The 12730-nt window shown below is 70.3% G+C and carries 11 protein-coding genes; all 11 read left to right on the top strand.

Going from position 1 to position 12730, the window contains the following annotated elements:
• Window positions 1-73: 73 nt before the first annotated feature.
• The 11 genes from ACIQ8J_RS31105 (at window position 74) to ACIQ8J_RS31055 (ending at window position 12533) form a co-directional block, all read left to right on the top strand.
• Window positions 74-307 (top strand): hypothetical protein, encoded by a 234-nt coding sequence (locus tag ACIQ8J_RS31105; protein ID WP_403276179.1) that lies wholly within the window; start codon window positions 74-76, stop codon window positions 305-307.
• A gap of 366 nt (window positions 308-673) precedes the next feature.
• On the top strand, window positions 674-3535 hold the full coding sequence (locus tag ACIQ8J_RS31100; protein ID WP_403276177.1) for a helix-turn-helix transcriptional regulator: 2862 nt from the start codon (window positions 674-676) through the stop codon (window positions 3533-3535).
• Window positions 3536-4504: 969 nt separating this feature from the next.
• Window positions 4505-5113 (top strand): TetR family transcriptional regulator, encoded by a 609-nt coding sequence (locus tag ACIQ8J_RS31095; RefSeq protein WP_403276176.1) that lies wholly within the window; start codon window positions 4505-4507, stop codon window positions 5111-5113.
• A 1-nt stretch (window position 5114) separates the two neighbouring features.
• Window positions 5115-6056: a hypothetical protein gene (locus ACIQ8J_RS31090; RefSeq protein WP_403276175.1), complete on the top strand. Its 942-nt coding sequence runs from the start codon at window positions 5115-5117 to the stop codon at window positions 6054-6056.
• Window positions 6057-6342: 286 nt separating this feature from the next.
• A complete protein-coding gene (locus tag ACIQ8J_RS31085; RefSeq protein ID WP_403276173.1) occupies window positions 6343-6879 on the top strand; it encodes a winged helix-turn-helix domain-containing protein in 537 nt (178 codons plus the stop codon).
• A 1013-nt stretch (window positions 6880-7892) separates the two neighbouring features.
• Entirely contained in the window at window positions 7893-8177 is a 285-nt protein-coding gene (locus ACIQ8J_RS31080) for a hypothetical protein (protein ID WP_403276171.1), read from the top strand.
• Between the two features lie 193 nt (window positions 8178-8370).
• Window positions 8371-8706: a hypothetical protein gene (locus ACIQ8J_RS31075; protein WP_403276168.1), complete on the top strand. Its 336-nt coding sequence runs from the start codon at window positions 8371-8373 to the stop codon at window positions 8704-8706.
• A gap of 200 nt (window positions 8707-8906) precedes the next feature.
• Complete coding sequence (locus ACIQ8J_RS31070; RefSeq protein WP_403276166.1) at window positions 8907-9161, top strand: hypothetical protein; 255 nt, start codon at window positions 8907-8909, stop codon at window positions 9159-9161.
• 270 nt (window positions 9162-9431) lie between these two features.
• Window positions 9432-11024, top strand: a complete 1593-nt coding sequence (gene mpaP / locus ACIQ8J_RS31065) for a daptide biosynthesis intramembrane metalloprotease (RefSeq protein WP_403276164.1) — start codon at window positions 9432-9434, stop codon at window positions 11022-11024.
• A 396-nt stretch (window positions 11025-11420) separates the two neighbouring features.
• Window positions 11421-11633, top strand: a complete 213-nt coding sequence (locus tag ACIQ8J_RS31060; RefSeq protein ID WP_403276161.1) for a hypothetical protein — start codon at window positions 11421-11423, stop codon at window positions 11631-11633.
• 408 nt (window positions 11634-12041) lie between these two features.
• Window positions 12042-12533 carry a hypothetical protein gene (locus ACIQ8J_RS31055; RefSeq protein WP_403276158.1) on the top strand — a complete coding sequence of 164 codons (492 nt, stop codon included), beginning with the start codon at window positions 12042-12044 and terminating at the stop codon, window positions 12531-12533.
• Window positions 12534-12730: the final 197 nt, after the last annotated feature.

Here is a 12730-nt window from a genome sequence, read left to right as displayed (position 1 = left end):
CCCGTACCGGGCCGCCCGGCAGCACCACCCCCGCACTCGGGATCACCAGCCAGTCACCAGCCAAGGAGATGCCATGTACCAGTGGACCGTCACCATCCCCACCATCCGCACGGTCGGCGCCGAGCCGGTGCGCGGCACGCAGACCTGGATCGTGTCTGCCGACCTCCCGCAGCAGGCCCGCGAAGTGGCCCTGGCCGCCTCCGCCACCGACGACGCCATGCGCCACCGGCGTGGAGCGGCGCTGGACACCACAGCCGTCGACGTGACTCCCCGGGAGCAGGACGGCTTCCCGTGGCCGCCCCGCTGACAACTCCGCTGTAACGGGTGATGACACAGCAACCACCGCGCGCCTCTGACCGGGGGCGGTACACGGGAGAAGGTTTCCCAATCCAGCGGCAGACCTGAAACGGTTCACCCCCCTTTTCGACCCGTTACCCAGACCAGTAGCAGAGGCGAGCCGTCACGGGCTACTTCGATCGGATCACCGGCAGATCGCGGTAGCGACGCCGCCAGGCGTCTTTGTGGAGCCGGTGTGGCCCGCACACTCCGAGAGCGGGCGGCCCACCTCGGACACCGTCGTCATCCCGTGGTTCCTCCAGGGACGAAGGCGCTGGAGTAGTTCCGGTATTTCCCGTATTCCTCAGTGAATGGGTTCGATACGTTGAATCGCCACGTGGAACGAGAACTTCCTCCCTTCATCGGGCGGAGCGCCGAACTGGGCGCACTGCAGGAGTCGTTGTCAGTGGCCGTCGACGGCCACGCATCGGTCGTCCTTCTCACCGGTGAGGCCGGCATCGGGAAATCCTCGCTGCTCGATGAGGTGGTGGCCGCGGCCGGTGAGCGCGGCATCACCGTGGGACGCGCCCGTGGTGCTCCGCTGGAGCGCGAGTTCGCCTTCGGTGTCGCCCGCCAGCTTTTCGGGGGACTGCTCGCGGAGATCGACGACCCGCAGCGCGAGGCGCTGGTGGACGCGGCGGGGCTCCCTGCGGCGGCCGTGCTGCGCGACCGCGGCTTCGACGCGCTGCCCAGCGCCCAGGCGAGCTTCACGACCCACCATGCGCTGTACCGGCTGCTGGGCTCACTCGCCGACCAAACCCCGCTGCTCCTGGCCGTGGACGACGCCCACCTCGCTGACGCCCCCTCCCTGCGCTTCTTGTCGTACGCGGTGCACCGCTTCGCGGCGCTGCCCATCGTGCTGGTCCTGTGCACGACGGAAGGCGAGCAGCCGCACGCCGAAGAACCGCTCCAGGACCTGACCGCAGCGGCACGGCCGATCCCGCTGGCGGCCCTGGAGCCCGCCGAGGTCGGGCACCTGGTGCGGTGGGCAGTGGGCGACAGTGCCGATGAGGATCTCGCCCTGGCATGCTGCGAGGTCACCGGGGGGAATCCGTTCCTGCTGGCCGAGCTGCTGCGCACGCTGGAGCAACGCGGAGACCACCGCGCCCAGATCACCGCGCAGCAGGTCCGCGGGCTGGGCTCACCGGTGGTGGCGGAGCGCCTGCGGTCGCGGTTCAGGTCCTGCCCCGGTGCCGCCGCACTGGCCCACGCCGTCGCCATTCTCGGCGACCGGGCCGAATTCGGCCTCGCCTCAAGCCTGGCCGGACTCGACCTGGGCACCGCGGCTCACGCCCTGGACACCCTGGCCGGGATGAAGGTGCTGCAGAACACCTACCCGCTGGCCTTCATCCACTCCTTCGTCCGCAACGCCGTACTGGAAAGCGCCCCCGCCGGCGCCCGGATCGCCACGCACGCCAAGGCCGCGCAGCTGCTGCGCGAGGCTCAAGCACCGGCCGAGCAGATCGCCGCCCACCTCCTGCATGCGGGCAGCGTGGTACTGCCCTGGGCGGTCGACGCACTGCGCCGGGCCGCGCAACTGGCCGAGGCGCGGGGCGCGCCCGACGCAGCCGCGACGTATCTGCAGCACGCCCTGCATCAGCCCCTGGCAGCACAGCAGCACGCCGCTGTGCTGTGCGAGCTGGGCAGCGCCGAGCTCGCCTTCAACCCCACCACGGGCATCGCCCGGCTGCGATCAGCGCTGGACGGGGCGGCCGACGCACACGAGGCCGCGCGGGCGGCGCTCAGCCTCGTCCCCGCGCTGTCCATGGTCTCCGCTCACGAGGAGGCCGTGGCCGTGGCCGACGCCGTGCTCGCCGGACTCGACCCGGACGACCGTGACCTCACCTGGGCGCTGGGCTCGATGGCGATGGCGTCGCAGTTCCTGCGGATGGAGACGGTGGCCGACGCCCATACGCGGATCGAGCGGCTGGCGACGGGAGTGCCCGACAGACCCGACCTGCAGAGGTCCCGGCTGGCCTTCTTGGCCGCGGTCAAGGGCTGGCACGGCGAGTCACGCGAAGAAGTCGTGCAGTTCACCCGCCAGGCGCTGGCCGGAGCGGATGCGCTCTTCTTCCGCCCGCCCGGCTACCACTCGCTGTCCGCACTGGCCCGCACCGACGATTCCGGGGCAATCGAGGAGTGCTACGCGGTGGGCGACCGCATCGCCCGGGAGTGCGGCTCGCCGCGGGCCGGCGCCGTCATGGCGGTGGCTCACGGGCTGCAGTCGTTCGCCTCCGGCAACCTGGCGGAAGCCGCCGGCCGTTTCTCGGACGCCCTGAGGACCTTCGAGGCCTGCGGAACTGCCCTTGAGACGGACACCGACGCGATGCCGTGCGTCGCCTGGCTTGTCGACGTCCTCGTGGCGGCCGGGCGGGTTGATGAGGCGGGGGAGTTGCTGTCCCGGTGCGGCCTGCTGACGAGCAGGCTCCCCGAACTCCTCCACCACAACTTCGTCCTGTGCGCCAGGGGCGGACTGCGGATCGCCGAGGGCGATCTGCACGGCGCCATCGAGGACTTGGAGGAGTGCGGCCGCCGAGCCGCGGTGTGGCAGCTGTGCAACCCCGCCGCGCTCCCCTGGAGGTCGCGGGCCGCCGCGGCCTACACCGCACTCGGCCGCCACGAGCGCGCCCGGGAGCTGGCCGAGGACGAGCTGCGTGACGCCCGGCGGTGGGGGACACCCCGCGCCATCGGCGTCGCCCTGCACGCACTGGGCACGGCGGTCGGCGGCGACGAGGGGGCCGAACTGCTCGCCGAGGCCGTGACGGCTCTGGAAGACTCGCCCTCCCGGCTCGCTCTGGCCGCAGCCCTGCTGGACTGCGGCGCTCTCGCCCAGGCACAAGGCCGCCCGGAGGCCGCCCGCACCGCGCTGCGGCGGTCGGCCGAACTGGCCCGTGAGTGCGGGGCCGAGCCGGTCGTGGCACGGGCCGAGGAGCACCTTGCCCAACTCGCCCCGGACCCGCGCGAGATGCGCGGGCCGGCCCCGCACGGCCTGACCCGTCAGGAGCACCGGGTGGCCCTGATGGCCAAGCACGGCCTGACGAACCGGCAGATCGCCGAGCAGCTGTGCGTCACGCTGCGGGCGGTGGAGTTCCACCTGTCCGGCGCCTACCGCAAGCTCGGCGTCAAGCGGGACGGCCTGGCCGCCATGCTGCTGTCAGACAGCCACAGCCACAGCCGCCCCAGCCTCAGCGCCGCCTGACGCGCCGGGCCCGGGAACGCGCAGCCCCCGAGGGGGCGTTGCGCCTGTGGCCGGTCCCGGATGATCCGCCCGGCCGGCACCCGCGCGCGTCACCTGATTCTTCCAGGAGACCCCGGACTTCAGCTCGGGGAGGAACGGATCCTTGGAGCGGAGCCGCTAAGCGGCGGAGTTCTCCCCGCACCTGTTATGACCTCAACCTGCGTCCTCTGAACGGTAGTTACTGATCCCTTCGGCGGGATGCCGGGCAGTGGCGGTGGGTGATCCCTGTGGTAGGCCAGTGGTGTTTCCATCGGGGTGAACGGGTTCAGGCACGGATTTCGTGAAGTGGATCGTGCTGCCGTACAAACATCGCCCGGCTCCACGGTGAGCTCCAGGAACGCGGGGCCCGGTGCGGCTGCAGCACCCTGCGCGACTATCCGCCCGCTGCGTCCCGGACGGCGGCCCGCCTCGGGTCGGCCGCCGATGTCCGGCTACCTTCGCCCCGCGAGGCCACCCGCTGGATCATGAGCCACCCCGACCACCTGCGCGCGGATGACCAACTGCTGCTCAAGGTGCTGCTGGCCCGTTCGCCCGAACTCACAGCTGCTACCGGCCACGTCCGGACGCGCGACCATCATGAGCAACCACGAAGGCGACCCGCTGCACGGGTGGATCGCCGACGTCTGTGCCGACGAGCACTGCGGCCTGGGCTCCTTCGCCCGGGTTGATCACCGACCTCGACGGCGTCGTTTTCGGTCGGAGCACCGACTGGTCCTCCGGCCCCGTCGAGGGCCGCGTCAACGGCCTCAAGGCACTCAAGGCGGCCCTATTTGGGCGGGCCGGGTTCCCGCTCCTGCGTAGGAAGCTCCTGCTGACCGCTGCCAGCCGCCGAACCAGCGCCATCGAGGGGCCTTCAGTCCCGTTCTCGAGTTTCCCCAAAAAAAGTCATACCGAGTTTGATTCTGAACCCAGTCTGAATATGATCGGTGCGTGGCAGGGCTTCGTGAGCGCAAGAAGGAACAAACCAGGCAGCGGATCGCCGCCGTGGCGTTGAGGCTGTTCGCCGAGCGCGGCTTCGATGCAGTGACGGTCAACGAGATCGCCGAAGCCGCCGAAGTGGCCAAGGCGACGCTGTTCACGTACTTCCCCACCAAGGAGTCCCTCGCACTCCAGGGGGTGGGCGAGGACGATCCGGCCGGGATCGTCGCCCGGCGGCAACCGGGCGAGTCCCCCCTCGTGGCGCTGCGGGCCCACTACCGCGCATTCGTCGTCGGGCAGACGGCGCCGGTGAACCACGAGGCGCTGATCGCCCAGATGCGTGTGATCCACGACAGCCCCGTGCTCAGCAGTGCCGTCAACGGCCTGCTCTACCAGCAGCGTCAGGCGCTGGCCCGGGTCTTGGCCGAAGAGCACGGCGAGACAGCGGCCACGCTCATGGCGGCTCAGATCGCCGCGTCCCTGCTCACGCTCCAGGAGTCCTACTTCCACCGCCTGCTCGGCGGCGCATCGCCAAAGGAAGCGGGCCGTGCCCTGGCCGAGGACGTCGAGCTCGCCTTCGACCTGCTGGAACACGGACTCACCTACAAGATGGGGCAGTGACATGCGCGCACGCGGCATCAACTACGACACCGGATTCCTCCCCGGCGACGCACTCTCCCGCAAGACCTTCACCCCCGAGACGGTCCGCCAAGACATGGCGGTGATCGCCGGTGAGCTGCACTGTGACGCCGTGCGCATCTCCGGGCGCGACCCGGAACGGCTGAGCATCGCCGCACAGCACGCCGCCGGTGCCGGCCTCGAAGTCTGGTTGGCTCCCTTCCCCGTGGACCTTCCCCCCGAGCAGGTGCTCGCGCTCTTCGCCGACTGCGCGCAGCGGGCCGAGGCCGTGCGGCAGAGCGGCGCCGAGGTGGTGTTCGTCACTGGGTGCGAGATCAGCGTCTTCTGCAACGGCTTCCTCCCCGGGCCCACCTACATCGACCGCCTACACGCCATGGCGACCGCCGACTTGGAATGGTGGGCCTCCCTCGGACCGGTACCCGAGCGCGTCAATGCCTTCCTCGCCGAAGCCGCCGCAACAGTGCGAGCCCACTTCGGCGGACGGGTCACCTACGCCTCCGGCCCCTGGGAATCCGTCGACTGGCACCCCTTCGATCTGGTCGGCATCGATACATACCGGGACGCCCACAACGCCGACACCTTCCGCTCCGACCTACGCGCGCACTTCAGCCACGGCAAGCCCGTCGCCATCACCGAGTTCGGTACCTGCGCCTACCAAGGGGCGGGTGAACTCGGTGGCATGGCCTGGCAGCCGCCCCACGGAGCGATCCCGGACGAGGACGAACAGGTGCGCTACCTCGCCGAACTCACGGACATCTTCGAGGCCGAAGGAGTGGACACCGCACTCTGGTTCTCCTTCGCCAACTACGACAAGCCCGGACCGCGCGACATCGCCTCCTACGGTGTCGTCCGCATGCTCGACGACACCCGATGGGAGCCGAAAAACGTATTCCACGCGATGGCGACCACATACGAACGGCGCTGATACGCCAACCGCCACAGCCCCCTGGGCGACGCAACATCACCGACGCCGCGAGCGCCACGATCGACCTCACGAAACGCGTGCCTGAACCCGTTCACCCCGATAAAAACAGCCAGTGGTCGGTACGCGCAGAGTGGAGGGCTGACCGCGGAACGGCAGCAGTTCCGTGAGCGGACCCGCCGGGAGGCCGGCAGACGGTTCGGGCGAGAAGACCGCGGTGATCGCGAAGGATCTGCGGGGGAGTGAACGGTCGGCGGAACGTCGGCGGCACGAGTGAGGGGAGGGCGGGATGCGGGCGCTTGCGTCCAAGGGCCCTCCCCAAGTGCCCAGACTGTCCGATGCGCAGTTCGCCGAGCTGGAAGGGGAGTTGGCCCGGGGCCCGGCCGCGCAGGGCCGGGAGGGCCAGCGGCGGACACCCTTGCGGATCACAACGGTGAGCGCACGGAAGTTCCGGGTCACCTGCTCGGTGGCCGGAGTGTGGCGGCTGATGCGCCGCCACGGCTGGTCCTTCCAGCGCCCGGCCCGGCGGGCACTGGAACGCGACGCGCGCGTGATGGAGTTGTGGAAGAAGGACGTGTGGCAGCAGGTGGAAACACCGCGGCGGCGCTCGGGGCCTACAACGTCTTCGAGGACGAGCCGGGTTCGCGATGACGCCACCCCGAGCCCGCACCTGGGGACGGTACGGGCACACCCCCGTGGTGCGGGTCCGCGGCCGATCCCGGCGCCGGATCCCGATCGCGGCCCTGTGCTGCTACAAGCACGGCGAAACGTCCCGGCCGATCTGCCGGCCACGCTTCCACCTGCCCTTCAAAGGCACCCGCAATAGCAATGCCTGGACCGACTCCCGCGACCTGGTGGTCTGCGCCCACCTCCAGCCCGGCGCTCCCACCGTCCTCATCCGGGACCATCTCAACACCCCCCGCCCCGCTGGCATGCGACAGTACGCCGAAGGCCACGCCTGGCTCACTCTCGCACAACTCCCTTCCTGCAGCCCTGACTTGGATCCGGCGGAGATGGGTCGTCGCACAGCGGGCTGCGCAGGGCCGCTCGTTCATGGTCGGGCATGCTCCTTGCCCGTCTTCGTTCCCGGTGCTCAGGGTTGGTACGCCGTCGGCCCATGGGCGCCGCTTGCGAAGCCCGTCCGGGATGCTGCGCAGGGCACGGAGACGCCCGGCCTTCGCAGCGCCGACGGTGATGATCCAGCGGCGGGGCGGGCGTTCGTCCTGCCGCCCGGGCGATCCAGCCGCACCGCCGCCAGCCGAAGAGTGGGGCGGCGGGCATGCCGATCTCCCGGGCGAGGGAGGCCAGCAACCATCCGTGCTCGCTCAACTCGCCGTGGGCGGTGCGCCGGTCGTCCTCGAGTCCGGGACAGCTGCCCCAGTGCCGCCTCCACAGGCACGTAGCACGCAGGCGTCCCGCCGCAGCCACCGGCAGGAACGACGTGCCATCAAGGCTCTGGAACCAGGTCAACAGGCTTGGCCCCTTCAGGGCCGAGCCTGTGGCGCAGTTGTCCGTGCCGCCCGATAGCGGCCCTGACCTGGCCTGATCGTTCCCGCACCGGGAGACGGCACGAGGCGGGCAGGGGCGGGAGGCGGACCGCCGGGGGATCCGGTGGATCTCTCCCGGCCCCTGGAACGGCCCACTCACTGCGGTCGGTACCGAAGGGCGACGGTGAGCGGGTCGCTCAATTCCCTGTGGTGCGCACCGTAGGGACACACGAACCGGGGCCAGGCAGGCTTCAAACATGAGTCGACAAAGCGACTCCTGATCCACCGCCTACGGGCAGGAAGCAGCACCCCTGCACTAGGCAATCCACACCACAGACATAGGGAGAACACCATGCAGAACATCATCACCATCACCGACCGCGCCGTGTTCCTTGGCGTTGACGAGCTGGAGTCGCTGGACGCACCGGACGGGTCGCCCGCACCGGCCAGCGGCGGGCTCTGGGATGCCGCGGACAAGTTCGCTGACGCCAACACCGAAGGGCACCTTGCTCAGCAGCAGATTGGGTCGTCGGATTCGGCGACGAACGCTGCGGGCTGGCAGCACGCAGAGAAGGCCGCCCACGATGTCTGGGACGGCAGTGTCGACGTCTGGAACCACTTCGCCGGCACCAGCTGACGGGCCGGCTGGCCGGGGAGGGTGGGGCGCTCTCTGCGTCCTGCCCGCCTCGGCGCCGCCAGCCGTCACCGTCGGGCGCCGTAGGCATCAGCACAGGCTGCCCGGTGCCCTTGCGCAGGCTTGCCCCGCAGCGCGGGGACCGCCTTGGGTGCCTGCACCACGCAATTCACACCACAGACGTAGGGAGAACACCATGCAGAACACCACCACCACCACCATCACCGACCGCGCCGTGTTCCTGGGCGTTGACGAGCTGGAGTCGCTGGACGCACCGGACGCGTCGGACTTCGAGACGCCCGCACCGGCCGCGTCGGACGCGTCGGCCGCGCCGTCCGGCCCCGGGCTCTGGGATGCCGCGGACAAGTTCGCTGACGCCAACACCGAAGGGCACCTTGCTCAGCAGCAGATTGGGTCGTCGGATTCGGCGACGAACGCTGCGGGCTGGCAGCACGCAGAGAAGGCCGGCCATGACATCTGGACCGGCGTTGTCGACGTCTGCCAGCACTTCGGCCACTGCCAGGGCTCGTGACGGTCGGCTGGCCGGGGAGGGTGGGGCGCTCGTGCGTCCTGCCCGCCCCGGCGCCGCCAGCCGTCACCGTCGGGCGCCGTAGGCATCAGCACAGGCTGCCCGGTGCCCTTGCGCCCTACCCGCAGGCTCTGCCCCGCAGCGCGGGGACCTGTTCCGGGCCTGCACCACGCAATTCACACCACAGACATAGGTAGAACACCATGCAGAACACCACCACCATCATCACCGACCGTGCCGTGTTCCTGGGGATCGACGAGCTGGAGTCGCTGGACGCGCCAACTGCCGTAGGCCGCCCGCTGCCCGCAGACTCGCAGTGGTTCACCACCGACCCCAACCCGGGCTTCTGCGGGCCGTTCGACACTGAGCAGCCCGGTGATTTCATCCAGATCTGCCACCCGGGCGCCGACTTCGCCCACTTCTTCAACGCTCTGCCGCCCGGCACCGTCGTCAACTGACGGTTGGGCCTGGTGGCCGGGTAGGTGGAGCGCCCTTGGCGGCGCTTCACCCGCCCGGCCCGGTCTGTTGTGCTCGCCCTGCTGCCTCTTCCGTTAAGGACTGCCATGCCCGCGACCGCCTCCTCCCCTCTCATCCCCACCCCCACGCCCGCTGCTCCTGCCCCCACGCCCGTGTGCCTTCCTCCCGCGGCCCCCGCACCCGCGCCCTCGCGGTCGGCTGTTCCGGACCGGGTCGAGCGTGTGCTGGCGATGCCTGCGCGGCGTGAGGGCATGGAGATTGCGCAGACGGACGGGCAGGACCATGCGGTGGTGAGTCTGCCCGGGGGCCGCTATCTGCGGCTGGGGCGCGATGCCGCGCTGCTGCTGGCAGATCTCGACGGCACACGGTGCCGTGAGGAGGTCCTGGCCCAGTGGTCCACCGAGGTGGGCGAGGACAGCGCCGTGCGACTGCTGGAGAAGCTGGGCGCGCTCGGGCTGCTTGAGGACCCTGACGGGCCGCCTCCCGCGCGCGAGCGTGCCTTTGCCTACCGCAAGCCTTTGACGTTCCAGTTCACGCTGGTGCGCCCGCGGCGCCTGACGGCCGTGCTGCGGTTGGTGGGCGGTGTGCTGGCCCGGCGCCCGTTCCCCCAGTTGTATCTGGCACTGCTGGCCGCCGGGGCGGTGGCGGTGGCCGTCGGCCACCGCGGCCTGGCCCACGCGGTCAGCACGCCGGTCTCGATGGGCGCCGTGTTCCATGTCTGGGCGGCCATGCTCGTGGTCGGTGCGGTGCACGAGTTGGGGCATGCCACGGCGCTGACCCATTTCGGCGGCCGGCCCCGGCGTATCGGGGTGATGCTGTTCTACCTCGTCCCTGCCTTCTTCTGTGATGTCTCGGCGGGGTGGAAACTGGCTGATCGCGGGCAGCGGGTGCGGGTGGCACTGTCCGGTGTCGTGGTGAACGCCGGCGTGGCGGCCGGCGCGGCGATTGCCGCGGCGCTGAGCGAGGGGGAGACGGCCTCGTTCTGGTGGCTGCTGACCTGTTACAACATGATCAGTACGGTGTTCAACCTGCTGCCGTTCGTCAAGCTCGACGGGTATCTGGCCCTGATGGGCCGGGTGGATGTGCCGTTCCTGCGCGACAAGGCGATGGGCGATGCGCGCGGGTGGCTGGGCCGGGTGCTGTACGGGCATCCGCGTGACGAAAAGCGTCTGGACCGGCCGTGGTCGGTGCCGTTCGGGCTGGCCGCGATGGCCTTCCCTGTGGCCTGGATGGGGTTCCTGCTCACCCGGATCCTGCCCTCGATCCTGTTGTGGGGGGTCGCCGGGGCGGTGCTGTGGCTGCTGCTGGTGACGCTGGTAGCCGGCCGCCTGCTTCACGGCATCGCGCGTATCGCGTTCCCGCGCCGTGGCCAGGGCCGGCGCGGGAGCCGGGGCCGCAGGCTGCTGGGGCTGGGCGTGGTGGCGGCCGCGGGCGCGCTGCTGTGCGCGGTTCCGGTCGGTGGCACGGCCATGGCGGGATATGTGGTCCTCGACGGCCGGCCCGTTCTGGTGATGCCCACCGCCGGCGGAGCGGTCGACGCCGTCCACCTCGGCGAGACGGTGCAGCTGCGTTCGGTGGGGATGATAGCCAGGCCGGTGGTGGCCACCGCCGTGGTCGATAGCCCGCCCAGCGCACCGGTGCAGGTGCCCTCGGCTGTCTTCCGCGCCGTCAAGAGCGGCTCCAGGCGCACCGAGGCCGTGCTCTACCGGCTGCGCGAGGTCCACGGTCACCCCTTGCCCGGGGGCGGCAGGGCCACCGTGGACACCGACACCACCACCCTCGCCGGCCGCCTGGCCGACACCTACCTGCTGCCGCCGCTGCGCCTGCTGACCGGACTGGGATAGACCGGGCCCGCCGGGCGGCCCGGCGGGCCGCAGCGAAGTGCAGACGGCCCGGGTCACCGTCGGCGGCCACCAAACGCCAGCACGTCTGAGGGCTTGGGCCGGTGACGCGTCAGCCGGTGCGTCACCGGCCACAAGCCGACTGGCACGCCGGGTGCCGACACCCGAGGGCACGCCCGGCGCCCTGCGGCCGGGCCGGGCCCATGCGGGCGTCCTGGCGATGTGCGCTCACAGCAGTTACCTGCCGGTTTCTGGGTGAGGTGACCGATGTCTTGGCCCTCGGCGACGGGTCACCGTGAGGACAGGTCGAAGCCGTGACAGGTGGCCAACACCCCAGTGTCGAATCGACCGGCAGCAACCGCCCCCGCCCCAGGAACACACAAGCCTTAAGGAATTGCCGTGTACCAGTGGACCGTCACCATCCGCACGGACGGCGTCGAGCAGACGCGCGGCACCCAGACCTGGATCGTGCGCGCCTGTCTGCCGCACGAGGCCCGCGAAGTGGCCCTGGCCGCCTCCGCCACCGAGGCCGCCGTGCGCCACCGGCGTGGTGCGGTGCTGGACACCAAGGCTGTCGACGTGGCCCGTTGGGAGCGGGACGACGTCCGGTAGTGAGCCCGCTGACAGCACTGCCAGTGCGGGTCTTCCAGCTGCGTGCCCCGACCGGACGTCCTGTGTAGCGCCCAGCAGACCAGGCAGCCGAAGCGCAGGCTTCATCAGATGGACGGGGCTTTGGGTCACACCGCGCTGGCGGGCGGCAGGCGAACCGGTGCACGCGCTCAGCTGGCGGTTCCACTACGCCCGGCGACATGCCCTCGAGGCCTGTGCATCCCAGCCCCGCGACTCGCGCTTCGCCAACACCGGCCGACCACACCTCGGCATCCGCCGAGATCGATGAAAGACATCCCCACCATGCCCACTCAGGTACAGCAGACCGCCCGGCATCGACTGCCCAAGATATGCAGGATTCCGGTACCCAGGATACGTAGGATTCCGTTGGCCAGGGCCGGGAGCACAGCGATGACTTCCGGCGTGCTGGTCCTGGCGGCGACAGGCTTTGCTCAGGCGGCATCCCCGGATGTGGCGCAGTCCGCGGCGTCGGCGGTCGCCTTCATGAAGGCCCAGCACGACTCCGGCTCGAGGGACTGGAGCCACCAATGCCTGGGTGCCGTATCGCAGGCGTGGGGCGATATCGATGATCACGGCACGGCCGCGGCGGCAGCCGAAGCGACAACGTCACGGCACCACACGACCCCGCCTGCCGGCGCTCCGGTCTGGTGGCCCGGTGTCGGTTCTGTCGGCCATGTGGCACTGTCCGACGGCAACGGCTACGTCTGGTCCAACGACATCGTCACCGACGGGTCCATCGACCGTGTCAGTATCGCCGACCTCGACGCACAGTGGGGCGACGGCAGCGGCGACGACTGGTTCTGGAGCGATGAGCTGGGCGGCCGGACACTCCCTCTGGACACATCTGCATCCAGTCAGGAAGCAACAAGTACCAACGGCTGATGCGCAGCACAGCGCAGGCACGTTGACACACCCGCCGGTGGCTGCGCCGCCCACTTGGATGTTGACTCGGGTGCGTACCACCTCGGAAATGCCAGAGTGTGTCTAAGAGGTCCTAACAAAGGCGTTGGACGTGTCGGTGTGTGATGAGGCAGGTGGCAAGTCCGAGGAACGCTTCGTGGATGTCATCTCGTCGTTCC

The organism is Streptomyces sp. NPDC094147 (assembly GCF_044764265.1).
In the GTDB taxonomy this organism is placed as follows: domain Bacteria; phylum Actinomycetota; class Actinomycetes; order Streptomycetales; family Streptomycetaceae; genus Streptomyces.
This window is presented reverse-complemented; position numbering and strand designations above follow the sequence as displayed.